This window comes from Klebsiella sp. JB_Kp031 (assembly GCF_040064295.1).
Lineage (GTDB): Bacteria > Pseudomonadota > Gammaproteobacteria > Enterobacterales > Enterobacteriaceae > Klebsiella > Klebsiella quasipneumoniae.
Genome location: NZ_JBEAJW010000022.1, coordinates 22,703 through 45,988 on the forward strand (window position 1 = coordinate 22,703; position 23,286 = coordinate 45,988).

General features: G+C 60.7%; 22 protein-coding genes. 18 read left to right on the forward strand and 4 right to left on the reverse strand.

Going from position 1 to position 23,286, the window contains the following annotated elements:
• Window positions 1-34: 34 nt before the first annotated feature.
• Window positions 35-2,185: a formate dehydrogenase subunit alpha gene (gene fdhF, locus ABLV64_RS07355; protein WP_085846053.1), complete on the reverse strand. Its 2,151-nt coding sequence runs from the start codon at window positions 2,183-2,185 to the stop codon at window positions 35-37.
• 246 nt (window positions 2,186-2,431) lie between these two features.
• Window positions 2,432-3,511 (reverse strand): malate/lactate/ureidoglycolate dehydrogenase, encoded by a 1,080-nt coding sequence (locus ABLV64_RS07360; protein ID WP_348843215.1) that lies wholly within the window; start codon window positions 3,509-3,511, stop codon window positions 2,432-2,434.
• A 303-nt stretch (window positions 3,512-3,814) separates the two neighbouring features.
• Here ABLV64_RS07360 and ABLV64_RS07365 point away from each other — a divergent pair, with 303 nt between their 5' ends.
• The 3 genes from ABLV64_RS07365 to ABLV64_RS07375 all read left to right on the forward strand — a co-directional run bounded on the left by ABLV64_RS07365 (window position 3,815) and on the right by ABLV64_RS07375 (window position 7,810).
• The gene (locus ABLV64_RS07365; protein ID WP_004203017.1) at window positions 3,815-4,903 is read left to right on the forward strand and encodes an ABC transporter substrate-binding protein; all 1,089 of its coding nucleotides are present in this window, start codon (window positions 3,815-3,817) and stop codon (window positions 4,901-4,903) included.
• 74 nt (window positions 4,904-4,977) lie between these two features.
• Window positions 4,978-6,747, forward strand: coding sequence for an iron ABC transporter permease (locus ABLV64_RS07370; RefSeq protein WP_023318500.1), 1,770 nt, complete (start codon window positions 4,978-4,980; stop codon window positions 6,745-6,747).
• A complete protein-coding gene (locus ABLV64_RS07375) occupies window positions 6,740-7,810 on the forward strand; it encodes an ABC transporter ATP-binding protein (RefSeq protein ID WP_049115564.1) in 1,071 nt (356 codons plus the stop codon). The genes ABLV64_RS07370 and ABLV64_RS07375 overlap by 8 nt, the downstream gene beginning before the upstream one ends.
• Before the next feature lie 7 nt (window positions 7,811-7,817).
• Here ABLV64_RS07375 and ABLV64_RS07380 read toward each other — a convergent pair whose 3' ends face one another.
• A complete protein-coding gene (locus ABLV64_RS07380) occupies window positions 7,818-8,189 on the reverse strand; it encodes a VOC family protein (protein WP_004203014.1) in 372 nt (123 codons plus the stop codon).
• 501 nt (window positions 8,190-8,690) lie between these two features.
• Here ABLV64_RS07380 and ABLV64_RS07385 point away from each other — a divergent pair.
• From ABLV64_RS07385 to ABLV64_RS07455, 15 genes are all read left to right on the forward strand, one after another.
• Entirely contained in the window at window positions 8,691-9,446 is a 756-nt protein-coding gene (locus ABLV64_RS07385) for a gluconate 2-dehydrogenase subunit 3 family protein (RefSeq protein ID WP_164877815.1), read from the forward strand.
• Between the two features lie 2 nt (window positions 9,447-9,448).
• Window positions 9,449-11,233 carry a GMC family oxidoreductase gene (locus ABLV64_RS07390; protein ID WP_002908285.1) on the forward strand — a complete coding sequence of 595 codons (1,785 nt, stop codon included), beginning with the start codon at window positions 9,449-9,451 and terminating at the stop codon, window positions 11,231-11,233.
• 10 nt (window positions 11,234-11,243) lie between these two features.
• Window positions 11,244-12,584 carry a cytochrome c gene (locus tag ABLV64_RS07395; protein WP_017899587.1) on the forward strand — a complete coding sequence of 447 codons (1,341 nt, stop codon included), beginning with the start codon at window positions 11,244-11,246 and terminating at the stop codon, window positions 12,582-12,584.
• Window positions 12,585-12,667: 83 nt separating this feature from the next.
• The gene (gene ccmA, locus ABLV64_RS07400; protein WP_048324535.1) at window positions 12,668-13,291 is read left to right on the forward strand and encodes a cytochrome c biogenesis heme-transporting ATPase CcmA; all 624 of its coding nucleotides are present in this window, start codon (window positions 12,668-12,670) and stop codon (window positions 13,289-13,291) included.
• Window positions 13,288-13,947, forward strand: a complete 660-nt coding sequence (gene ccmB / locus ABLV64_RS07405) for a heme exporter protein CcmB (protein WP_348843217.1) — start codon at window positions 13,288-13,290, stop codon at window positions 13,945-13,947. Before ccmA ends, ccmB begins: the two co-directional genes overlap by 4 nt.
• A gap of 49 nt (window positions 13,948-13,996) precedes the next feature.
• Complete coding sequence (locus ABLV64_RS07410; protein WP_017899584.1) at window positions 13,997-14,734, forward strand: heme ABC transporter permease; 738 nt, start codon at window positions 13,997-13,999, stop codon at window positions 14,732-14,734.
• A complete protein-coding gene (gene ccmD / locus ABLV64_RS07415; RefSeq protein WP_004203001.1) occupies window positions 14,731-14,961 on the forward strand; it encodes a heme exporter protein CcmD in 231 nt (76 codons plus the stop codon). The genes ABLV64_RS07410 and ccmD overlap by 4 nt, the downstream gene beginning before the upstream one ends.
• Window positions 14,945-15,403, forward strand: a complete 459-nt coding sequence (gene ccmE, locus ABLV64_RS07420) for a cytochrome c maturation protein CcmE (protein WP_348843219.1) — start codon at window positions 14,945-14,947, stop codon at window positions 15,401-15,403. The genes ccmD and ccmE overlap by 17 nt, the downstream gene beginning before the upstream one ends.
• Window positions 15,400-17,352 carry a heme lyase CcmF/NrfE family subunit gene (locus ABLV64_RS07425; RefSeq protein ID WP_049092281.1) on the forward strand — a complete coding sequence of 651 codons (1,953 nt, stop codon included), beginning with the start codon at window positions 15,400-15,402 and terminating at the stop codon, window positions 17,350-17,352. The genes ccmE and ABLV64_RS07425 overlap by 4 nt, the downstream gene beginning before the upstream one ends.
• Window positions 17,349-17,903 (forward strand): DsbE family thiol:disulfide interchange protein, encoded by a 555-nt coding sequence (locus tag ABLV64_RS07430; protein WP_004202997.1) that lies wholly within the window; start codon window positions 17,349-17,351, stop codon window positions 17,901-17,903. The genes ABLV64_RS07425 and ABLV64_RS07430 overlap by 4 nt, the downstream gene beginning before the upstream one ends.
• Before the next feature lie 11 nt (window positions 17,904-17,914).
• Window positions 17,915-18,361 carry a cytochrome c-type biogenesis protein gene (locus ABLV64_RS07435; protein WP_163619619.1) on the forward strand — a complete coding sequence of 149 codons (447 nt, stop codon included), beginning with the start codon at window positions 17,915-17,917 and terminating at the stop codon, window positions 18,359-18,361.
• Window positions 18,358-19,200, forward strand: coding sequence for a c-type cytochrome biogenesis protein CcmI (gene ccmI, locus ABLV64_RS07440; RefSeq protein ID WP_065904635.1), 843 nt, complete (start codon window positions 18,358-18,360; stop codon window positions 19,198-19,200). The genes ABLV64_RS07435 and ccmI overlap by 4 nt, the downstream gene beginning before the upstream one ends.
• 782 nt (window positions 19,201-19,982) lie before the next feature.
• Window positions 19,983-20,456: a GNAT family N-acetyltransferase gene (locus ABLV64_RS07445; RefSeq protein ID WP_043519868.1), complete on the forward strand. Its 474-nt coding sequence runs from the start codon at window positions 19,983-19,985 to the stop codon at window positions 20,454-20,456.
• Window positions 20,457-20,795: 339 nt separating this feature from the next.
• A complete protein-coding gene (locus ABLV64_RS07450) occupies window positions 20,796-21,185 on the forward strand; it encodes a hypothetical protein (protein ID WP_136084964.1) in 390 nt (129 codons plus the stop codon).
• 775 nt (window positions 21,186-21,960) lie between these two features.
• Window positions 21,961-22,323, forward strand: coding sequence for a TonB family protein (locus tag ABLV64_RS07455; RefSeq protein WP_060656003.1), 363 nt, complete (start codon window positions 21,961-21,963; stop codon window positions 22,321-22,323).
• A 175-nt stretch (window positions 22,324-22,498) separates the two neighbouring features.
• On the opposite strand, the gene ABLV64_RS07460 is transcribed toward ABLV64_RS07455, so the two are convergent.
• On the reverse strand, window positions 22,499-23,269 hold the full coding sequence (locus ABLV64_RS07460) for a (S)-acetoin forming diacetyl reductase (RefSeq protein ID WP_004151179.1): 771 nt from the start codon (window positions 23,267-23,269) through the stop codon (window positions 22,499-22,501).
• Window positions 23,270-23,286: the final 17 nt, after the last annotated feature.

A 23,286-nucleotide genomic window follows, 5' to 3' on the forward strand; every position in this document is an offset into this window, starting at 1 on the left:
CAGCGGCAGCAGGGAGCGCGCGCGCTCCCTGAGGTCACACGTCGGCGGCGGCTTTCAGTCGCGCCTTCATGTCGCTGTAGGCCGTCCAGGCATAGCGCTCCGCCCACTGCTGGTCGGCTATCGCTTCCACTTTCACCGCACAGTATTTGGTTTCCGGCGTTTTGGAGATCGGATCGAGGTTATCCTGAGTCAGCTCATTGCAGGCGCCCACCCACCACTGATAGGTCATATAGACCGCGCCCGGGTTGATGCGATCGCTGAGGTCGGCGCGGGTGATGACTTTCCCGCGTCGGGAGCTAACCCACACCAGCTGTTTGTCAGCGATCCCCAGCCGTTGCGCATCCACCGGATTCATCTGCACCCGTCCCGGCTCGTCGGCCAGCGACTGCAGCGCGGCGCAGTTGCCGGTCATCGAGCGGCAGGAGTAGTGCCCCACCTCCCGCACCGTGCAGAGCACCAGCGGCCATTCATCATCCGGACGCTCCGCCGGCGCGCGCCAGGCGGTGGCGAACAGCTGCCCTTTACCCGATGGGGTGTCGAAGCGGTTGTCTTTATACAGCCACGGCGTGCCGGGGTGGTCGAGGGTCGGGCACGGCCACTGAACATGGCCCATATCGCCCATTTTCTCCCAGGTCACGCCGTAGAAAAGCGGGCAGAGCTCGCGCATCTCGTCCCAGATCTGCTGGTTGTTCTCATAGTGCATCGGATAGCCCATTTCGCTGGCCAGCAGACTGATGATCTCCCAGTCGCGCTTCACATTCCCCGCCGGAGGGATTGCCTGTTCAAACCGCTGAAACCCGCGGTCGGCGCAGGTGAAGACGCCACCGTGCTCGCCCCAGGAGGTGGCCGGCAGCAGGACATCGGCAATCTCCGCCGTTTTGGTCATGAAGATATCCTGCACCACCACGAAGTCCAGCGCCTCGATGCCTTTGCGCACCAGGCCGAGGTCGGCTTCGGTCTGCAGCGGATCTTCGCCCATGATGTAGTAGGCTTTGATCTCGCCGGTCAGCGCTTTATGCGGCACTTCGGTGATGCGGGTGCCGACCTGGTCATCCATTTGCGCCGGGTCGATCCCCCAGGCTGCGGCGAATTTGGCCCGCACGGCGGGATCGTTGACCTCCTGATAGCCGGGGAACAGGTTCGGCAGCACGCCCATATCGCAGGCGCCCTGCACATTGTTTTGTCCACGAACCGGGCCCACGCCGACGTTCGCCCGCCCCAGGTTGCCGGTGAGCAGCGCCAGGCTTGCCAGGCCGCGCACCACGTCCACCGCCTGGCCAAACTGGGTGACCCCCATGCCCCACATAATGGTGGCGGAAGGGGCGGCGGCAAACATGCGCATCGCCTCGCGAATTGCCTGCGCGCTGACCCCGACAATCTCTTCCACTGCTTCCGGGGCGTAATCCTTCACCGCCTCGCGGTAGGCGTCCAGCCCTTCGGTGTAGCGTTCGACATAGGCTTTGTTGTACAGCTCCTCCTCCAGCAGCACATAGCCGAAGGCGTTCACCAGCGCCATATTGCTGCCGTTGTTGAGCTGCAGATGACGGTCGGCTATGCGTGCGGTTTCAATGCGTCGCGGATCGCAGACGATGATCTTAGCGCCGTTTTCCCGGGCTTTGATCACCCGGCGGGCGACGATGGGATGGGAGTCGGCGCAGTTGTAGCCAAAGACCAGCAGGCACTTCGAGTTTTCGATGTCGCTTATCGAGTTGCTCATCGCCCCGTTGCCCAGCGCCTGCTGTAGCCCGGCGACGGAAGGGCCGTGGCAGACGCGGGCGCAGCAGTCGACGTTATTGGTGTTCAGCACCGCGCGAGCGAACTTTTGCATCACATAGTTGGTTTCGTTGCCGGTGCCGCGCGAGGAGCCGGTGGTCATGATGGCGCGCGGGCCATGCTTCTCTTTGATCTCCCTGAGCTTGCTGGCGGTATAGCGAATCGCCTCCTGCCAGCTGACCGGCGTAAAGGCGCCGCCTTTCTGGTAGCGGATCATTGGTTGTTTAAGACGGGGCGTCAGGAGCTGCGTGTCGTTCAGAAAATCCCAGCCGTAATAGCCTTTCAGGCACAGCTGGTTCTGGTTGGTGACGCCGTCGGCGGCTTCCGCGCGAATGATTTTATTGTTGTCGACAACCAGTTTAAGTTTGCAACCCGCCCCGCAGTAGGGGCACACGCTCGTGATTTTTTTCATCAGTAACAGACCTGTTAACAGTGAACAGAGGATCGCTGTCGCGCCGGGCCCGACGGGCAACGATCGCGGTATCGCCTGGTGGTGATGCGGACGCAGGCCCGCTGCGCTATGCAGGTCTCGCGCCAGATTTTAATGTGTTGATTTATAATGAAAAACTTCAGATGGATGATGACGGGAGCGTGACCTCGTCACTAATGACGATGACGCAGAGCGCCGACGTCAGACGCTCTGCGGGGGAAAACGCCGCTACGCGAGAGGGCGGCAGCGGGTGATATGCGACTCGCTCAGGCCGACGTCGCGTGCGGCGGCGCAGATTGCCTGCCAGCTGCCCGCATCCAGCGGGATCCCCTCGGCCAGGCGCGCTTCGCGGTTGGCGGCTTCCCATTCGCCGGGGGCCAGCACCGGGGCATCGGGATCGTGCGGCGACTGTTTACACCATGCGATAAAGGCCTCCGTCTGCGCCTGGCTGTCCGGGGCATCGAACGCGTCCGGGCGCAGGATCACGGTGGTCATGCAGTTAAAGATGGCGTCGACGCTGGTCTGCAGGCTTTCCTGATGGGTGGTTTGCCCCCCGGAGAGCGCGCCGCCGAGCACTTCACACAGCGTCGCCAGCGCATAGCCTTTGTGCTGGGCGAAGGTGAGCAGGGCGCCCAGCGGCGAGGTTTGCATCACCGCCGGGTCGGTGGTGGGCAACCCCTCGGCGTCGATCAGGCAGCCGGGGGCCACGGCTTCCCCTTTGTGCCAGGCGACGCGGGTTTTTCCAAAGGCGATGGCGCTGGTGGCGTAGTCCAGCAGCAGCGGCGGATGGCCCTCTCGCGGAAACGCCACGCACAGGGGGTTGGTGCCGAAGCGACTGTCTTTTCCGCGGAACGGAGCGACCATCGGGTCGCCGATTACGCTGACGAAGTGAATGGAGATCAGTCCGGCGGCGGCGCACTGCTCGGCCCAGTAGCCGATGCGCCCGACGTGATGCGCATTGCGCAGGGCGATAGCCGCCATGCCGTGCTGCTTCGCCTTTTCGATACCTAACTGCATCGCTTCGTGGGCGACTACCTGGCCGAAGCCGGCGTTGCCGTCGAGGGTGACCACGGCGCCGGCATCTTTGGTGACCGTGGCGTGGCGGTTGAGCTGCAGAAAACCGCCGGCATGGGATTTCACATAGCTTGGGATCATCCCGACGCCATGGGAGTCATGCCCGGCCAGGTTGGCGGCGATCAGGTGGTCGGCGACCAGCGTCGCTTCTTCTGAGCGGCTGCCGAGATGGGTAAACAGTGAGACGACAAACTGATGCAGATCCGTCGCCAGAAAGCGGTGTCCTGTTGGCACTGATTCTCTCCTGTAGTCTGTTGTTATTTTGTTATGTTTGCCGTTTTATGCTGCGCCGCCCGGCGCAGAAGGTCAAGGGCGGGGGCTCCGGGCGTCACGCTACTGCGCCAGCGTCTGCGTTATACGCCAGACGATAAAAAACCGGTCCGCGATCGCGTTTTAATTAACGTCATAAACACCACATTTTTAAATTCTGCCACTGTCACAAAAGCCAGAAAAAAGCCAGCCCCGGCGTTGCAAGGGCAGCTGATACCACTATATGTTAAATTTGTGTTTATTAATTGATGATTAAAGGTTGGTATCATGTATAAGAAAATAAGTGGTTTAGTGGTTTCACTGACGGCCGTTTTCGCCTGTGCCGCCTGGGCGGAGGTGCCTGCGGGCTATCCGGCGGATTATCAAAAAACGGTTGATGCCGCCGTCAAAGAGGGCAAGGTGGTGATCTATTCCACAACCGATACCAAAGCCGCCGGGCCGTTAATTAAAGGATTCGAAGCGCAATATCCGGGCGTCAAAGTCGAATATAACGACATGAACAGCACCGAGCTGTATAACCGCTATATCAGCGAGCAGGCCGCCGGGGGCGGCAGCGGGGACGTGGTGTGGAGCTCATCGATGGATACGGCGCTGAAATTAGCCACCGAATACGCGGAACAATATGCCTCGCCGGAGGTGAAGCAATTGCCCGACTGGGCGGTGTGGCAGCAGAAAGCCTATGGCACCACCTACGAGCCGGTGGTATTTATCTATAACAAACGGCTGATCCCGCAGAATGAGGTTCCGGATTCGCATACCGCGCTGGCAAAATTGATCGCCAGCCAGGCCGATAAATTTAAAGGCAAAGTCACCACCTACGATATCGAAAAATCGGGCCTCGGCTTTATGCTGGCGGTGCAGGACAGCCAGGCCGACGCGAACTATTTTACCGACCTGGCGAATATCGCCAAAGGCGGCCTGACGGTGCAGTCTTCCACCGGAACGATGATGGAGCGCGTCTCCTCTGGCGAAAACCTGATCGGCTATAACATCCTTGGCTCCTATGCGGAAGCGCGGGCGAAAAACGATCCCTCTTTAGGCATTGCCTATCCGAAAGATTACGTGCTGGTGCTCTCCCGCGTCTCGTTTATTAGCCAGGAGAGCGAACATCCCAATGCGGCAAAATTGTGGCTGGACTATGTCCTGTCTGAAAAAGGCCAGCAGATCCTCGCCAGCCAGGCGGATATTCCCTCTATTCGTCGCGATATTGAAGGCAAAAATGATATCGACGGCATGACCGCGCTGCTGGGCAAAGCGTTAAAACCGATCCCGGTCAACGAAACGCTGCTGGATTATTTACAGCCGCAAAAACGTCTGCAGTTTATTAAACAATGGCGCAGCGCCGCCGCGAAATAATCCTCCCCCGGGGCATCGCCGATGCCCCTTATTCACACCCGGCGGGTTTATTCACCTGACCAAAGGGATGAACCATGAATGTATTACGCAGAAAGTGGCAGGGGCTGCCGCGCGGCGTGGTGGTGTGCATCACGGCGCTGGTGATTTATGTCCCGCTGTTATTTATTGTGGTGCAGAGTTTTCTCTCCGCGCCGTTCTTTTCCCGCTCCAAATCCTGGAGCCTGGAAGCGTTCGCCTTTATTTTTACCGACCCGGATTTTTATCTGGCGTTAAGGTCAGGCTTTATTCTGGCCTTTGGCCTGGTGATTATCGCCATTCCGCTGGGCGGTATTTTGGCCTTTCTGATGGTACGCACCGATTTACCCGGCCGGCGTTTCATTGAGCCGCTGATCCTGGTGCCGATCTTCGTCTCGCCGATGGTGCTGGGCTTTGGCTACGTGGTGGCCGCCGGGCCGGTAGGCTTCTTTTCCCAGTGGGCGCAGCAGCTGATCGGCTTTGTGCCGTGGAATATCTACTCGATGTTCAGTATTGTGGTCATCGCCGGCTTAACCCACGTGCCGCACGCCTATCTCTATATCTCCTCGGCGCTGCGCAGCGTCGGCTCGGACGTGGAAGAGGCGGCGCGCACCGTCGGCGCCACGCCGCTGCAGGTGATGACCTCGGTGAGTCTGCCGATGGTGCGGCCGTCCATTCTTTACGCCTGCGTGCTGCTCTTTTTCCTCGGTCTGGAAGTCTTCGGTCTGATGCTGGTGCTGGGCGACCCCGAGGGCAACATGGTGCTGGCGACCTATCTCTACAAGCTGACCAACAAGCTCGGCACCCCCTCCTACCATCTGATGGCGGCGGTGGCGGTGGTGCTGATCTGCATCACCATCCCGCTGGTGATGCTCCAGCGGCGGCTGATGCGCACCGCCAACCGCTTTGTCACCATGAAGGGCAAGGCGTCGCAGGCGCGGGCGCTGCCGCTGGGCAAATGGCGCTGGGTGGCCGGGGCGGTGGTGGTGGCCTGGCTGACGGTGACCATCGGCGTGCCGCTGCTCGGCGTGGCGCTGCGCGCCTTTATCTCCAACTGGGGCGTCGGGGTGTCGCTGTGGGATGAGCTGTCGCTGGCGACGTTCCACAATATCTGGCAGCAGCCCAACCTGCTGCGGGCGATCGTCAACTCGATGGCTATCGGCATCGTCGGCGGCGCGCTGGCGGTGATCTGCTATCTGTTTGTCGGTATCGCCATGCACCGCAAAGCGGACAACGTCACCCGCTTTCTCGACTACAGCGTGCTGGTCCCGCGCGCGGTGCCGGGGCTGCTGGCCGGTCTGGCCTTCCTGTGGGTGTTCCTGTTTGTGCCGATGTGGCTCGATCAGTCGCTGAAGCACGGCTGGCTCTCGGCGCTGCCGGTGGCCGACTGGCTGCGGGAGCACCTTATCGTGCAGCTGCGCGCGCTGCGCAACACCATCTTCAGCGTCTGGCTGGCCTACACCGTGGTATGGATGGCTTATGGCCTGCGGCTCATCTCCTCGACGCTGCTGCAGGTGGGCCCGGAGCTGGAGGAGGCGGCGCGCAGCACCGGCGCCTCACGGGGGCAGATCACCCGCCACGTCACCGTCCCGCTGTCGCGCTATGGGCTGATTGGCTCCTGGCTGCTGATGTTCCTGATCTTTGAGCGCGAATATTCCACTGGCGTCTATCTGCTGTCGCCGGGTACCGAAACCATCGGCTCGATGCTGGTGTCGCTGTGGGCGGCGGGGGCCATCGATATCGTCGCGGCGCTCTCCTTTATCAATATTCTGCTGGTGGTGATTGGCCTTGGCATCGCCCTGCGCTTTGGAGTGAAATTACATGATTGAGTTATCGGTAGAAAATCTGCATCTCACCTATGGCGACAACCCGGTGCTGAAAGGGGTGTCGATGACGCTCGGCCGGGGAGAGGTGGTGTCGCTGCTGGGGCCGTCGGGAAGCGGCAAAACCACGCTGCTGCGGGCGGTGGCCGGGCTGGAGAAGCCGACGAGCGGACGGATCGCCATCGGCAACCGCACGGTGTACGACGGCACGCCGCGCAGCGAAATCCCGGCCGAAGAGCGTAACCTCGGGCTGGTGTTCCAGTCCTATGCCCTGTGGCCGCACAAAACGGTGTTCGACAACGTGGCCTATCCGCTGAAGCTGCGTAAAGTGGCCGCCGGGGAGATAAAAGAGCGGGTGCAGCGCGTGCTGGATCAGCTGGGGCTCGGGCACCTTGGCAACCGCCATCCGCACCAGCTCTCCGGCGGCCAGCAGCAGCGGGTGGCCATCGGCCGGGCGTTGGTCTACAACCCGCCGGTGATCCTGCTGGATGAGCCGCTCTCCAACCTTGACGCCAAGCTGCGCGAAGAGGCGCGGGTGTTTCTGCGCGAGCTGATCGTCAAGCTGGGCCTGTCGGCGCTGATGGTCACCCACGATCAGAATGAGGCGATGGCCATCTCGGATCGTATTCTGCTGCTGAACAATGGCGTCATCGAGCAGCAGGGGACGCCGCAGGAGATGTACGGCAGCCCGGCGACGCTGTTCGCCGCCGAGTTTATGGGCAGCAATAACCGCCTGCACGGCAAGGTAATGGCGCTGGAGAACGGCAGGGCGCGGATCGAAGGCGCCAGCTGGAGCCTGTGGGGGCGAGCGGGCGAGGGGGTTAGCGTCGGCGAGCCGGCGACGGCGGTGATCCGCGTCGAGCGCCTGCGTCTGGACGGCGCGGCGCAGGATAACAGTCTCCAGCTACCGCTGCTGACCAGCATGTACCTCGGCGACCGCTGGGAGTACCTGTTCCGCACCGAAGGCGACGACTTCCCGCTGCGCGCCTACGGAACGGCGCTGCGCGATGCCGAACACTGTCATCTGACGCTCCCGGCGGAGGATGTGTGGGTTTTTCCGCAGCGGTAACCGCTGGTTAAGACGCCAGATGGCACACGGCTTCAATATTGTGCCCGTCTGGCGCAATCACAAAGGCGGCGTAGTAACTGGCGTGGTAGTTTGGCCGTAACCCCGGTGCGCCGTTGTCCTTTCCTCCGGCGGCCAGCGCCGCCTGCCAGAAGGCGTCGACCTGTTCGCGGCTGTCGGCGCGAAAGGCGATATGCAGCGGCGCCGGTTTGTCCGCACTTTGATAGAGACACAAAGAGACATCGCCGCTGCCGGCCAGCTCTGCGCCGTAGGTCGGCTCGCCTTCGCCGACCAGCGTTACGCCAAGCGGGGCAAGGGCTTGTAAAAAGAACGCTTTGCTCGCGGCATAATCACTGACGCCGAATTTCACATGATCGAACATATCTTCTCTTCTCCTGTGGACGGGATATCGCCAGCCGAACGCGTTAGCCGGGAAATAGATGCAAAATAGTTAACAACGGTTATTAACTTTTTTAACAGCTCAAAATGTTTAATTATTCCTAATACGAGTATTTACAGACGTTTAATCTGCCATGTACCATAAACAAAAAATAACATTTGTGATACAAGTCACTCTTTTTTGGCGCATGGGTAAGCTCAGCGCGGTGTGAACGCCGCCGGTTTACCGCCTCAAGGTTATGGCAGCACCCTTCTCACGATGACATTCCGGTGAATTTCTCTCCGATTTCCCGCGTTTCGTTGAGAATCGTCTACTATCCAAACGATAACCCTATAAATGATATCGCCTCTGGCGATGTTTTATCCGACTTGCCGGGCCGGGCCAGACGCTAAGCGGTTTAAAAGCGCAATGGTATCGGTTCCAGCACGACATTCACTGGTTTTGTCAGCGACAAAAACAGTAATTTTCAATGACAGGAATGTGATGATGTCGAGCGAGAAAACTAACAATTCCAGGCGTGATTTCCTGGTGAAGTCGATGGCGCTGATCCCGACGGTGGTGATCGGCGGCGCGGGAGCAGGGGCCATTGGCGTGGCCACCAGCGCGACCGCGCAGGCGGCCCCCGCTTCAGAGCCAGCCTCCGGGAACACGGCGGCGGTCAGCGACTGGAAGCCGCAGTTCTTCAACGATCGTGAGTGGGCGTTTATCAACGCCGCCGTCGCGCGCCTGATCCCAGCGGATGAACTTGGCCCCGGCGCCAAAGAGGCCGGCGTGCCGGAGTTTATCGACCGCCAGCTCAATACCCCTTACGCCACCGGCTCCATCTGGTATATGCAGGGGCCCTTCAACCCCGACGTGCCGAAAGAGATGGGCTATCAGCTGCCGCTGGTGCCCAAACAGATCTATAACCTCGGGATCGCTGACGCCGAGGCCTGGTGTCAGGACAAGTATCACAAGACCTTCGCTGAACTGAGCAACGAGCAACAGGACGAGGCGCTCGGCCTGTGGGAATCCGGCAAAGCCGAGTTCAAACAGCTTCCGGCCTCGCTGTTCTTCACCTATCTGCTGCAGAACACCCGAGAAGGCTTCTTCAGCGACCCGATCCATGGCGGTAATAAAGGCATGGTCGGCTGGACGCTGATTAATTTTCCCGGCGCGCGCGCCGACTTTATGGACTGGGTTGAACGGGGCGAACGCTACCCCTTCCCGCCGGTATCAATTAATGGGGAGAGGGCGTAATCATGGCCACCGTATTGAAAAAAACCGATGTCGCGATCGTCGGCTTCGGCTGGGTTGGGGCGATCATGGCCAAAGAGCTGACCGAAGCCGGGCTCAACGTCGTGGCGCTGGAGCGTGGCCCGATGCGCGACACCTGGCCGGACGGCGCCTATCCGCAGGTGATTGATGAGCTGACCTACAACATCCGCCGCAAGCTGTTCCAGGATCTGTCGAAAAGCACCGTCACCATCCGCCATAACACCAGCCAGCAGGCGGTGCCGTATCGCCAGCTGGCGGCTTTCCTGCCGGGTACCGGCGTGGGTGGGGCCGGGCTGCACTGGTCCGGCGTCCATTTCCGCGTCGATCCCATCGAACTGCGGATGCGCAGCCACTATGAAGAGCGCTACGGCAAAAACTTCATTCCCCAGGATATGATCATCCAGGATTTCGGCGTCACCTACGACGAGCTGGAACCGTTCTTCGATAAAGCGGAGAAAGTGTTCGGCACCTCCGGGACCGCCTGGTCGATCAAAGGCAAGGTCGTCGGTAAAGGCCGCGGCGGCAACGCTTTCGCCCCGGACCGCTCAGACGACTTCCCGCTGCCGGCGCAGAAAAACACCTGGTCAGCGCAGCTGTTTGAAAAAGCGGCGCTCGAGGTGGGTTACCATCCCTACAACCTGCCGTCGGCCAACACCTCCGACTCCTATACCAACCCCTATGGCGCGCAGATGGGTCCGTGCAACTTCTGCGGTTTCTGCAGCGGCTACGCCTGCTACATGTACTCTAAAGCCTCGCCGAACGTGAACATCCTGCCGGCGCTGCGCCAGGAAAAACGCTTTGAGCTGCGGACCAACGCCAACGTGCTGAAGGTCAACCTGACCGACGACAAATCCCGCGCCACCGGCGTGACCTACGTCGACGGCCAGGGGCGCGAAATGGAGCAGCCGGCGGACCTGGTGATCATCGGCGCCTTCCAGTTCCATAACGTGCACCTGATGCTGCTCTCCGGGATCGGTAAACCGTACAATCCGGAGACCGGCGAAGGGGTGGTGGGGCGTAACTTCGCCTACCAGAACATGACCACCATCAAGGCCATTTTCGACAAAGACACTTATACCAACCCGTTTATCGGCGCGGGCGGCAACGGCGTCGGCGTCGACGACTTCAACGCCGACAACTTCGACCACGGCGCGGCCGGCTTTGTCGGCGGTTCGCCGTTCTGGGTCAACCAGGCCGGGACCAAGCCCATCTCCGGTTTCCCGGTACCGCCGGGCACCCCGGCGTGGGGCAGCAAGTGGAAAGCGGCGGTGGCCGATACCTACACCCATCACCTGTCGATGGATGCCCACGGCGCGCACCAGTCCTATCGGCAGAACTACCTCGATCTTGATCCGAACTACAAAAACGTCTTTGGCCAGCCGCTGCTGCGCATGACCTTCGACTGGCAGGAAAACGACATCAAGATGGCGCAGTTTATGTTCGATAAGATGGCGCCGATCGCCAAAGCGATGAAGCCGAAATATATCCTCGGCAGCCCGAAAAACGCCAACAGCCACTTTGATACCACCACCTACCAGACCACCCATATGAACGGCGGGGCGGTGATGGGGGAGGATCCGAAAACCAGCGCCGTTAACCGTTATCTGCAAAGCTGGGACGTGCATAACGTCTTCGTCATCGGCGCCTCCGCTTTCCCGCAGGGGCTGGGCTATAACCCAACCGGCACGGTGGCCGCGCTGGCCTACTGGTCAGCGAAGGCGATCCGCGAGCAGTATCTGAAAAATCCGGGTCCCCTGGTGCAGGCATAAAGGAAGGCAGATGATGAAAATGCAATGGTTATCGGCCCTGGTGCTTGGGGCATTGAGCTGCGCGGCCTTCGCCGAAGAGGCGCCTGTGGACAGCAATCTGATTAAGCAAGGGGAGTATCTGGCGCGGGCGGGGGACTGTGTCGCCTGCCACACCAACGGCAAAGCGGGCAAACCTTTCGCCGGCGGTCTGCCGATGGAGACGCCGATCGGCACCATCTACTCCACCAATATCACGCCGGATAAAGAACACGGCATTGGCGGGTACACCTTCGAAGAGTTCGACGACGCGGTGCGCAAGGGCGTGCGGAAAGATGGTTCCACACTCTATCCGGCGATGCCGTATCCCTCGTTCGCACGGATCAGCGAAGCGGACATGCGCGCCATGTACGCCTACTTTATGCACGGCGTGGAGCCGGTGAATGTCGCCAACAAGGACACCGACATCCCGTGGCCGCTGTCGATGCGCTGGCCGCTGGCGTTCTGGCGCGGCATCTTCGCGCCGACGCCGAGCGACTTTGTCGCCAACCCGCAGGTTGACCCGGTGCTGGAGCGCGGCCGCTATCTGGTGGAAGGCCTGGGCCACTGCGGCGCCTGTCATACCCCGCGTAGCCTGACGATGCAGGAAAAAGCGCTCAGCGAAAGCGAAGGCGATGATTACCTGGCGGGCAGCAATGCGCCGATTGACGGCTGGGTTGCCTCCAGCCTGCGCGGCGAAAACCGCGACGGTCTGGGGACCTGGAGCGAAGCCGAGCTGGCCGAGTTCCTGAAAACCGGACGTAACGATAAATCGGTGGTCTTCGGCGGCATGAGCGATGTGGTGGAGCACAGTCTGCAGTATCTTTCTGATGACGACATCACCGCCATCGCCCGCTATCTGAAGTCGCTCCCGCCGCGCGGCGGCAAACAGACCCCAGCCCCGGTGGAAGACAGCGTGGCGAAAGATCTGTGGAAGGGTAACGACAGCAAAACCGGCGCCGCGCTGTACGTCGATAACTGCGCCGCCTGCCACCGCACCGACGGCGTAGGCTATAAACGCGCCTTCCCGTCGCTGAAGGGCAATCCGGTGGTGCAGACCGAAGATGCCACTTCGCTTATCCATATCGTTCTGACCGGGAGCACCACGCCGGCGGTGAAAGACGCGGTCTCCAACCTGACCATGCCATCGTTCGGCTGGCGTCTGGACGACCAGCAGGTGGCGGATGTGGTCAACTTCATCCGCACCAGCTGGGGCAACAACGCGCCGGCGGTCAGCGCCAGCGATGTGGCGAAGGTGCGTAAGGAGACCGCGGCGCACGATGAGAAGGCGTTAGGCAACGCTGATATCTCGAAGCTGCCGGGGGCCGGACAGTAACCGTCAGGGTTGCGTCGCCCACGCGGCGCAACCCATACTTAGCCAGGACGTAAAATACTGTCTGAATCAAGGAGTTTGCCTTCATGCTGCATGCAGAGCGACTGACCTGCATCGTTGACGATCGACCGCTGTTTGCGGAGCTGACGCTGTCCCTTGCTGCCGGTGAGCTGCTGCAGGTCGCCGGTGATAACGGCGCGGGGAAAACCTCGCTGCTGCGGATCCTCTGCGGCCTGGCGCGCCCGGAAAGCGGCGGGGTGAGCTGGCAGGGCCAGCCGCTGGCGAAGGTCCGGGAGTCATTTCATCGTCAGCTGCTGTGGCTGGGCCATAAGCCCGGCGTTAACGCGGCGCTGACCGCCGATGAAAACCTGCGTTTCTTCTTTCCGGCCAGCCGCCTTCAGCAGCGGGAACGCGCCCTCGCCGCCGTCGGCCTGGCGGGCTATGAAGATCTCCCCTTGAGCCAGCTCTCCGCCGGGCAGCAGCGCCGGGTGGCGCTGACCCGCCTGTGGTTAACCGACGCGCAGCTGTGGATCCTCGATGAGCCGTTCACCGCCCTCGACGCCACAGCGATGGAAACCCTGACCCGACGCCTGGAGCAGCACGCCCGGCAGGGGGGAAGCGCGATCCTCACCACCCACCAGCCGCTGCGGCCGCTGCGCTGCCCGTTGCGCACCCTGCGCCTCGGCGGCGGCGACGGGAGGTGGCAATGATCCGGGCGCTGTTGGCCCGGGAACTGCGCCTGGCGTGGCGCGGCGGGGCGGAGATCCTCAATCCGCTCTGGTTCTTTCTGATCGTCATCACCCTGTTTCCGTTCGGCGTCGGCGCCGCGCCGCAGCTGCTGGCGCAGATTGCGCCGGGCGTGGTGTGGGTCGCCGCGCTGCTGGCGGCGCTGCTGGTGATGGAACGGTTGTTTCGTGACGACTGGCAGGACGGCTCCCTGGAGCAGCTGTTGCTTCTGCCGACGCCGCTGGTGGCGGTGGTGCTGGTGAAGGTGGTCGCCCACTGGATGATGAGCGGCCTGCCGCTGCTGATCGTCTCTCCGCTGGCGGCGCTGCTGCTGGGGATGAGCGTGCACGATGCCGGCGTGCTGGCGCTGACCTTGCTGCTCGGCACCCCGACGCTCAGTTTTCTCGGCGCGGTGGGGGTTGGCCTGACGGTCGGCCTGAAGCGCGGCGGCGTCCTGCTGAGCCTGCTGGTGCTGCCGCTGGCGGTGCCGCTGCTGATTTTCGCCACCGCGGCCTGCCAGGCCGCCGCCGCCGGGCTCCCGGTCGGCGGCTATCTGGCGATGCTGGCGGCGTTCTTAACCGCCAGCGCCACCCTGTGTCCGTTCGCCACCGCCGCCGCGCTGCGGCTGACCGTGCAATAATTCGCTGCGCCTGTGGGCGCGGCCATCAAAACCGTGTGAGTAAGCGTCTATGTGGAAAGCGTTACATCAACTGGCGATCCCCGAGCGGCTGTACCGCCTGTGCGGATGCTGGATCCCCTGGCTGGCGGCGTTGAGCGCGCTGCTGCTGGTCATCGGTCTGGGGTGGGGATTTGGCTTCGCCCCGGCGGACTATCAGCAGGGGGAAAGCTACCGGATCATGTATCTTCATGTCCCGGCGGCGATGTGGTCGATGGGGCTGTACCTGGCGATGGCCGTCGCGGCCTTCATCGGGGTGGTCTGGCAGATCAAAATGGCCGATCTGGCGATTGCCGCCCTGGCACCGGTGGGGGCGGTCTGCACCCTGGTGGCGCTGGTCAGCGGCGCGGCGTGGGGCAAGCCAATGTGGGGGACCTGGTGGATCTGGGATGCCCGTCTGACCTCGGAGCTGGTGCTGCTGTTTCTGTATGCCGGGGTCATCGCCCTGTGGCACGCCTTTGACGACCGGCGGCTTGCCGGGCGCGCAGCGGGGATCCTCGTGCTGGTCGGGGTGGTCAATCTGCCCATCATTCATTACTCGGTCTACTGGTGGAATACCCTGCACCAGGGTTCGACCAACCTGCAGCAAACCATCGACCCGAGCATGCGTCTGCCGCTGCGGATCTGTATCTTTGCTTTCCTCGCGCTGTCGGTCACCCTGACCCTGATGCGCCTGCGTAACCTGATACTCCAGCTGGAGCGCCGTCGACCGTGGGTGGTGGCGCTGGCTAACAAAGGAGCCGTCCGATGAGTCCCGCCTTTTCGTCTTTCGCCGCCTTCCTGAATATGGGCGGCTATGCCCTGTACGTCTGGCTGGCGGTGGCGGTGGCCGTCGCCGCCTTTGGCCTGCTGACGGTGCACACCCTGTGGGCGCGGCGGGCGCTATTCCATGAAGTGCGACGCCAGCAGGCGCGCGAGCGGCGGATCGCGGCTGCCCGCGAACATGACAAGGAGGCCGCGGATGCAAGCGCGTCGTAAAACCCGGCTGTATATCGTGCTGGCGGTGCTCGCCGGACTTGGGCTCACTGTCAGCCTGACGCTGTACGCCCTGAGCAGCAATATCGATCTGTTTTACACCCCGGGGGAAATTATCTACGGCAAAACGGAAACCCGGGCGCTACCTCATACCGGGCAGCGCCTGCGAGTGGGGGGCTACGTTCAGCCGGGCTCCCTGCAGCGCGACCCGCAAACCCTCGACTTGCGCTTTAAGCTGTATGACGCCCGCGGGGTGGTGGACGTCAGCTATAAGGGCATTCTGCCGGACCTGTTTCGTGAAGGGCAGGGCGTGGTGGCCCAGGGCGTACTGGACGGCGAGCGGCATATTACCGCCCAGCAGGTGCTGGCCAAACATGATGAAAATTACACCCCGCCGGAGGTGAAAAACGCCATGACGCCGGAGAAAACGGGGGCGCAGCCATGATGCCGGAGCTGGGCAACTTTTTACTGTGTCTGGCGGCGGGGCTGGCGCTGCTCCTGAGCGTCTATCCCCTGTGGGGCGCGGCGCGGCAGGACCGGCGGCTGATGGCCCTTGCCCGGCCGCTGGCCTGCGGGCTGTTCGCCTGTATCGGCGGCGCCTTCCTGCTGCTGGTGCACGCCTTCGTGGTCAACGACTTTACCGTCCGCTACGTGGCTGAAAACTCCAACAGCGCGCTGCCGGTGTGGTATCGGGTGGCGGCGACCTGGGGGGCGCATGAGGGCTCGCTGCTGCTGTGGGTTCTGCTGCTCAGCGTCTGGACCTTCGCCGTCGCCCTCTTCAGCCGACGGATGCCGCTCGACGCCGTCGCCCGGGTGCTGGCGGTGATGGGGATGATCGCCTTGGGGTTCCTGCTGTTTATCCTCTTTACCTCCAACCCGTTCAGCCGCGGCCTGCCGCAGTACCCCATTGACGGCCGCGACCTTAATCCGCTGCTGCAGGATATCGGCATGATTTTTCATCCGCCGATCCTCTATATGGGTTACGTCGGCTTCTCGGTGGCTTTCGCCTTCGCCATCGCCTCGCTGCTGGCGGGCCGGCTGGATACTGCCTGGGCGCGCTGGTCGCGTCCCTGGACCCAGGCGGCATGGATGTTCCTCACTCTCGGCATCGTGCTGGGCTCGGCGTGGGCCTATTACGAACTGGGCTGGGGCGGCTGGTGGTTCTGGGACCCGGTGGAAAACGCCTCGTTTATGCCGTGGCTGGTGGGCACCGCGCTGCTGCACTCCCTGGCGGTGACCGAGAAGCGGGGCAGCTTCCGCGCCTGGACGGTGCTGCTGGCCATCGCCGCCTTCTCCCTGTGCCTGCTGGGCACCTTCCTGGTGCGCTCCGGGGTGCTGGTCTCGGTGCATGCCTTCGCCTCGGATCCATCGCGCGGGCTGTTTATCCTGGCGTTGCTGATTGTCGCCATCGGCGGGTCGCTGCTGCTGTACGCCCTGAAGGGCGGCCGGGTGCGGGCGCGGGTGGAACATACGCTGTGGTCGCGCGAGTCGTTCCTGCTTGGCAACAATATTTTGCTGATGGCCGCGATGCTGGTGGTGCTCCTCGGGACGCTGTTGCCGCTGGTGCATAAGGAGCTGGGCCTCGGCAGCATCTCCATCGGCGAGCCGTTCTTCAATACCATGTTCACCGCCCTGATGGCGCCGTTTGCGCTGCTGCTGGGGCTGGGACCGCTGATCCGCTGGCGGCGCGATGACATCGCCAGGCAGATTAAGCGCCTGATTATCGCTCTGCTGGTGACGTTGTCACTTTCTCTGGCGCTGCCGTGGCTGCTACAGGACCGTATCACCGCCATGGCGGTCATTGGCCTGATGATGGCCCTGTGGGTGCTGATCTTCGCCCTGCTGGAGGTTCACGAACGGGCCACTCATCGCCACGGCTTCTGGCGCGGCCTGCGGACGCTGACCCGCAGCCAGTGGGGGATGGTGCTCGGTCACGTCGGCGTGGCGGTGACCGTTATCGGCATCACTTTTAGCCAGAACTACAGCGTGGAGCGCGATGTACGGATGCGCCCCGGCGACAGTATCGATATCCATCGCTATCACTTTGTGTTTAACGGCGTGCGCAATATCGTCGGCCCCAACTGGACCGGCGGCGAAGGCATTATCGCCGTGACCCATAGCGGACGCCCGGAAGCGACGCTGTATGCCGAGAAACGCTTTTACACCGCCAGCCGGATGATGATGACCGAGGCGGCGATCAGCGGCGGGCTGACCCGCGATCTGTACGCCGCGCTGGGGGAAGAGCTGAGCGACGGCAGCTGGGCGGTACGTCTGTACTACAAACCGTTCGTTCGCTGGATCTGGTACGGCGGGGTGCTGATGGCCCTCGGCGGTCTGTGCTGCATGCTCGACCCGCGCTATCGGATGCGTAAGAAGCTGCAGGAGGCCTCATGAACCGGAAGCTGCTGTTTATCCCGCTGGCGCTGTTTCTGGCGCTGGCCGCTGCGCTGTTCTGGCAGCTGATGCGCAACGCCGATGGCGACGACCCGACGACCCTCGAGTCGGCGCTGATCGGCAAACCGCTGCCGGAGTTTCGCCTTGAAGCGCTGAATACCCCCGGTCAGACGCTGGACCGGCGGACGCTGATTGACGGCAAGCCGCTGCTGCTCAACGTCTGGGCCACCTGGTGCCCAACCTGTCGCGCCGAGCATCAGTTTCTCAACGGCCTGGCGCAGCAGGGCGTGCGGGTGGTGGGGATGAACTACAAAGACGATCGGCAGAAGGCGATGAGCTGGCTGCAGCGCCTGGGTAATCCGTACAGGCTGAGCCTGTACGACGGCAACGGCATGCTCGGCCTGGATCTGGGGGTTTATGGCGCGCCGGAGACGTTTCTTATCGACGGTCAGGGCATCATCCGCTGGCGGCACGCCGGCGACCTGAACGAACGGGTGTGGCGCGAGGAGCTCCAGCCGCTGTGGAATCAATACAACCGGGGGGCGGGCTGATGAGAGGGGTAATGGGCATCCTGCTGGCGCTGATGCTGACCGGCCAGGCGTGGGCCGCCATCGATACCTGGCAGTTTAAGGATGAGGCCCAGGAGCAGGCCTTTCGCGAGATCACCTCCCAGCTGCGCTGCCCGAAATGCCAGAACAACAGCATCGCCGACTCGAACGCGATGATTGCCGCCGATATGCGGCAGAAGGTGTACGAACTGATGCAGCAGGGGAAAACGAAAGGGCAGATCGTTGACTATATGGTGGCCCGCTACGGCAATTTTGTCAGCTACGAGCCGCCGCTGACCGCGGGCACGGTGCTGCTGTGGCTGGGGCCGGGGCTGTTCGTGCTGGCGGGCGCCGGGATGATTGTCGCCCGCGCGCGTCGTCGCGACATCCCTGACGCGGCGCTCAGCGCTGAAGAGCGCCAGCGGCTGGCGGAATTATTGAAAGAAGGAAAAGAACGATGAGCCTGTTGGTGGTTATCGCCGGGCTGTTGCTGGCTGGCGCGCTGGGACTGCTTTATTACCCATGGACGGGCAACGGGGCGGTGGACCGCGATACCCTCAACCGCGCCCTGTATCAGTCGCGCCTGCAGGAGCTGACGCAGGAGCGCGGCGAGGACAACCCGGCGCTGGTCGTCGAGCTGCAGCGCACGCTGCTGACCGATATCCCGCCCCAGGCACAGCCTGGCGAACGGCCGCTAAGCCGCTGGGCGCTGCTTCCGGGGGCGCTGCTGCTGGTAGTCCTGAGTCTGGGCCTGTATCTGAAAACCAGCGATATCGGCCAGGTGCTGCTCTGGCAGCAGGCTGAACGGCATTATCCTGCGCTGTTGCAGCAGGTTAAGGACCCGACGGCGGCGCCGCTGCGAATGGATGAGCTGGCGGAGCTGCGGCTTGGCCTGCGCAGCCACCTGCAGGATACCCCGAATGACCTCCCCGGCTGGCAGCTGCTTGGACGGCTGGGCCTGTTGTTAAACGATGGCGAGACGGCGATCGGCGCCTTTGGCCGGGCGCATGCTCTGGCGGCGGATGACCCGGCGGCGGCTTTCGATTACGCCAGCGCGCTGGTGCGGGCGGGAGATAGCGGTCAGGTTCGGATGGGCGAGCTGCTGCTGCGTGACCTGCATCAGCGGCAGCCGAACAGCCTGCCGGTGCTGGAGATGCTGGCCCTGAGCGCGGTGCGTAATGAAGATTACCCCGAAGCCGTGGCCGCCCTGCAGGCGCTGCTGGCCCGGCTGCCGGAAGGGGATGCGCGGCGCGAGGCGATCGTCCGCCAACTGGCGCAGGCGCAGCAGCAGGCGCAGTAACTGCCCGGCGGCGCTGAACGTGGGGTCTGCCGCGAGGACGGTACGGGCAGCCCTGGTTTTTTAGGCCGGGTAAGTTTTGTAGGCCGGGTCAGGCGCAGCCGCCACCCGGCACAAAATCGGCTCCATGCCCGCTGTCCTTGCCCGGCGGCGCTGCGCTTGCGCGGGCCTACGAAGGGCGCGAATAGAGCGCCAAATCGCGGGCAGCCTTTGTAGGCCGGGTAAGCGAAGCGCCACCCGGCACAATTAAGGCACAACAGCGTAGCCCGGATAAGGCGCCATGCGCCGCCATCCGGGATTTTCTCTGCTGGCGCTACGCTTAGCCGCTAGCGTGCCAGGGTCCCAGGTGTAGTTGGCATCACTGAGGTACATCCTCCTAAGCGTCAGCAGCAAGCTGCCACTTAGGCTGCGGAGAACACCCCTCTTTCCGTCGCAAGCGTGGTAAAACTCGATTAACGAGTTTAAAAGGGTCTTCAGAGGGAACGCGAGTTAAGTCTAATCAGGGCAGGGGGACCGGCAGCATTTATAATCCGACAACCGGCTGCGCCGGGCCTTCGGCGCCATTTGGCTGGACTGTCACATGCACATCATCTGGCGCTGTCATGCCGCAGACGCGGCATTCTGAAGCTACTCGATGTTGTATGGTACGAATGCTATTGCAGAATTTCACGTCTGCTGTGTGCCAAGAGCGGACATTGTCGCCTCACTCAAATTTGATGGGTATGCTTTAGAACTTTTATGGTAGATGTAAATAGCTCGCAGAAGAAAACGTACAAGGAAAAGCTATGAAGATCAGACTTGCTGTGCCTGTAGAGGCAGAAGAATGCTGGAACATTCGAAATCAGGCTATACGTTACGGCTGTAAGAATAGTTATGATGATGCGGTTATTGCAGCCTGGACACCGGAAAAAATGCCTGAAAGCTACAGGAATGTCATTGTAGCGAATCCTTTTTTCGTTATTGCTGCTGATGGCAGACTATTAGCTACAGGCTATCTTGATCTATCTACAGGAAGTATTGAGGCTGTATTTACGTTACCTCGTTATACAGGTAAAGGGTTAGGTAGTCAGATTATTGAAGCCATCAAAGGTGAAGCTCGTGAACGTGGATTTGAGCAATTGACTTTGTCCTCAACACCTAATGCCCAGACTTTTTATGAGAAGCATGGTTTCAAACTTATGCAGGAAAGCATGTATCCCTCTGCCTTGGCGCAGGCTGAACTGCGCTGCATGGAAATGTCTATAAATCTCCTGGGATAGTAGTTCGCTGTCTAATCGCAATGATCACTATACCCAGTAACCACTGCAGATAGATCTTAAAAGCTTCAAAATTAACGTCCGCTCTTTGCACCGTCCGGACCTTGCTTAGCATGAATTTCTTCCGTGCCCAAGTGCGGAAGTAGTTAACAACATTCTGTGTGGTGCAACGGGGAGCGCGTCAAAGTAGTCAAGCTGGCAATCAGGTAGAGCTTGAGATTACGCTAGGGACTAAAATCAGTCCTGCAATTGCAACACTAAATTAGCGTCAAGAAACGCTTTAGATTGCCGACATATACATTTAACGTTATCCCTGAAAATAAACAAAATGGATTGAGCCGTATGAAAAAACTTTTACTTCTTTTTCCGCTGGTGTTTACTGCGCCGGTACAGGCTTCTGAAGTCACGGTAGGTCAGATTTGCAAGGCTACTTCTGCTGCGATGTTTGGCCGTGACCATAAGATCATGCAACTGGATAAAGTTGAATCAGGTATTGCCTACGTACATTATATCCGACAGAACGATGGCACCCGTTGGGCAATAAAGTGCAAACTTATAGGTGATAAGGTTATGTGGGCATCTGATAACCCTGACAGCACCGGTCGCTGGCGGGATGATCCTGCGGACAGTACAGTCAAATATTCTATTGATGGTAAAAAAATAATTATTTCCGAGCTCTATAGTGACGGTTCCAGTACCACGAACTCTTATCCCTTGAAGCAGCTAAAATGACTTTGACCTGCTCTCCGTTGATTACGACACCTCAATGTTAGTAACGTAGTTGTGAGAGTTGCAAACTTCCGCTCCTCGCTTATGGCGGACCTGTGTTCACCTGGTTTGTCCGCTTGATGCCAGGAGCGGAAAGCGCTGACATCACAAGGTACCACTCAACGCGGCGCAAGCCAGTCAGTTAGCGAGTTTTTGTAGGCCGGGTAAGGCGCAGCCGCCACCCGGCAGAAATACGGCACAAGAGCGGCCCCATAGCGTAGCCGGGATAAGGTCTCACGCATCGCTCTCCGGGATTCTCCCTGCTGGCGCTATGCTCAGCCGCTTCCGGGTTAATCTCCAGGTGTCGCAGGAATGACTGAAGAATCTCCCCCTTAGCATCAGCAGCAAGCTGCCGCTAAGCCCGCGGAGAACACCCTCTTAACGTTGCAAGCGCTGGAGATCCCGAGCACCGAAGTTAAAAAGGATTAGCTAAAGGTCTTCAGCGCGGGACGCGAATAAATGCTAATCACTTGGGGGTGTTAGCTCGGCCATGTTCCCTGGCGAACCGGATAGTGCTGCTGACAGCTGGCATAAGAATCGTTGATTTAGTCGCTCAGCGCCCACTTGTCCTGATAGCGAAACGTCATCGGGAATGGATGTAGTACGAAACGCCTGGTCAGGAGGTCAACGTGATTGCTACTGAAGACGCGGTATTCACTGATCATCTCAGCTGGTAACCTGTCACTCGCGCCGTTGGTAACGTGAAGATTCATGATTAATTTTGGAGTTCGGACGATTTATGAAAGCTATCAGACTTTTCACTCTGATTCTGCCATTGTTCCTGGCACTCTGCGCCGGCACAGAGGCCAGCGCCAGCACACCTTCAGGCAGCATTTCCTCTGCAAACACATCAATTACCACTCGTGATAAGAACGGAAACCTACTGCCGAGTTTCCTGCGGCTTCAGTACGATGTGGATTCAGATGGCAGAGTTCAGAATGTAAAGATACTTGAATCGACAACGACTCCGGAGTTGGAACATCAAATCATTGATAAAATGATGAAAAAATGGCGTTTTGAAAAGGGGAAACCAGGAAAAGCGCAAAGATTAGTCGTCAAGATCCAACCCAAATCAGACGGCGGTCCCGCAAATAAGCAGTAAGAACTTATAATGACAAGTTCCCTGAAGCATCGTCTACGTCGTTAAAGTCCCCTGAGTGCCAGGAGCGGACTCTACCTAATCAATAGAGGGTTCGTTTCACCGGAATGCTTACACTCAAACCCAAAAAAGCCCCCGCGCGAAAGCAGGGGCAAGCCATGTCAGAGCTTATTTTTTATTAGTTAAATACCATCCCGCCGTCGATCAGCAATGACTGACCGGTCATGTAATCAGAATCCGGGCTGGCAAGATAGGAGACGCAGGCGGCGACATCTTCCGGCTCGGATAGCCGACCGAGGGTGATGCGTTTGGCGAACTCGGCGGTACCGTAGCCCAGCGGTTTACCGGCGGCTTCTGACACCTGGCGGTCAATTTCGGCCCACATCGGCGTTTTGACGATCCCCGGGCAGTAGCCGTTGACCGTGATGCCCAGCGGCGCGAGGTCGCGAGCGGCGGTCTGGGTTAAGCCGCGTACCGCGAATTTACTGGAGCTATACACCGCCAGCTCCGGGTTGCCGACGTGGCCGGCCTGGGAGCAGGCGTTGATGATTTTCCCGCCGTGCCCCTCTTTCTTAAAGGCTTCGACCGCCGCCTGAATGCCCCAGATCACCCCTTTGACGTTGATGTTGTAGACTTTATCGACAATTTCCGGGGTAATGGACTCGATCGGCGTGGACGGCGCTACGCCGGCGTTGTTGACGATGACGTCGAAGCCGCCCAGCGTTTTGCGCGCCTGTTCGACGGCGGCGAACACCTGATCGCGGTCGGAGACATCCACTTTCACCGCCATGGCGCGGCCGCCGGCCTGGTTGATTTCCGAGGCGACCGCTTTGGCGGTGGCGTCGTTATAATCGGCAATGGCCACGGCAAATCCATCCTTCACCAGACGAAGGGCGATAGCTTTACCAATCCCCTGGCCGGCGCCGGTAACAAGTGCGACTTTTTTCATTTTCCTTTCCTTATTGT

Excerpts from the sequence above, each read along its gene's own strand:
- ccmE (WP_348843219.1), top strand. The coding sequence starts at position 14,945 with ATGCAAGCGCGTCGTAAAACCCGGCTGTATATCGTGCTGGCGGTGCTC.
- ccmB (WP_348843217.1), top strand. The coding sequence starts at position 13,288 with ATGATCCGGGCGCTGTTGGCCCGGGAACTGCGCCTGGCGTGGCGCGGC.
- ABLV64_RS07460 (WP_004151179.1), bottom strand. The coding sequence starts at position 23,269 with ATGAAAAAAGTCGCACTTGTTACCGGCGCCGGCCAGGGGATTGGTAAA.
- ABLV64_RS07385 (WP_164877815.1), top strand. The coding sequence starts at position 8,691 with ATGATGTCGAGCGAGAAAACTAACAATTCCAGGCGTGATTTCCTGGTG.
- ABLV64_RS07365 (WP_004203017.1), top strand. The coding sequence starts at position 3,815 with ATGTATAAGAAAATAAGTGGTTTAGTGGTTTCACTGACGGCCGTTTTC.
- ABLV64_RS07425 (WP_049092281.1), top strand. The coding sequence starts at position 15,400 with ATGATGCCGGAGCTGGGCAACTTTTTACTGTGTCTGGCGGCGGGGCTG.
- ccmD (WP_004203001.1), top strand. The coding sequence starts at position 14,731 with ATGAGTCCCGCCTTTTCGTCTTTCGCCGCCTTCCTGAATATGGGCGGC.
- ABLV64_RS07455 (WP_060656003.1), top strand. The coding sequence starts at position 21,961 with ATGAAAGCTATCAGACTTTTCACTCTGATTCTGCCATTGTTCCTGGCA.
- ccmA (WP_048324535.1), top strand. The coding sequence starts at position 12,668 with ATGCTGCATGCAGAGCGACTGACCTGCATCGTTGACGATCGACCGCTG.
- ABLV64_RS07370 (WP_023318500.1), top strand. The coding sequence starts at position 4,978 with ATGAATGTATTACGCAGAAAGTGGCAGGGGCTGCCGCGCGGCGTGGTG.
- ABLV64_RS07380 (WP_004203014.1), bottom strand. The coding sequence starts at position 8,189 with ATGTTCGATCATGTGAAATTCGGCGTCAGTGATTATGCCGCGAGCAAA.
- ccmI (WP_065904635.1), top strand. The coding sequence starts at position 18,358 with ATGAGCCTGTTGGTGGTTATCGCCGGGCTGTTGCTGGCTGGCGCGCTG.
- ABLV64_RS07430 (WP_004202997.1), top strand. The coding sequence starts at position 17,349 with ATGAACCGGAAGCTGCTGTTTATCCCGCTGGCGCTGTTTCTGGCGCTG.
- ABLV64_RS07395 (WP_017899587.1), top strand. The coding sequence starts at position 11,244 with ATGATGAAAATGCAATGGTTATCGGCCCTGGTGCTTGGGGCATTGAGC.
- ABLV64_RS07390 (WP_002908285.1), top strand. The coding sequence starts at position 9,449 with ATGGCCACCGTATTGAAAAAAACCGATGTCGCGATCGTCGGCTTCGGC.
- ABLV64_RS07445 (WP_043519868.1), top strand. The coding sequence starts at position 19,983 with ATGAAGATCAGACTTGCTGTGCCTGTAGAGGCAGAAGAATGCTGGAAC.
- fdhF (WP_085846053.1), bottom strand. The coding sequence starts at position 2,185 with ATGAAAAAAATCACGAGCGTGTGCCCCTACTGCGGGGCGGGTTGCAAA.
- ABLV64_RS07450 (WP_136084964.1), top strand. The coding sequence starts at position 20,796 with ATGAAAAAACTTTTACTTCTTTTTCCGCTGGTGTTTACTGCGCCGGTA.
- ABLV64_RS07410 (WP_017899584.1), top strand. The coding sequence starts at position 13,997 with ATGTGGAAAGCGTTACATCAACTGGCGATCCCCGAGCGGCTGTACCGC.
- ABLV64_RS07375 (WP_049115564.1), top strand. The coding sequence starts at position 6,740 with ATGATTGAGTTATCGGTAGAAAATCTGCATCTCACCTATGGCGACAAC.
- ABLV64_RS07435 (WP_163619619.1), top strand. The coding sequence starts at position 17,915 with ATGGGCATCCTGCTGGCGCTGATGCTGACCGGCCAGGCGTGGGCCGCC.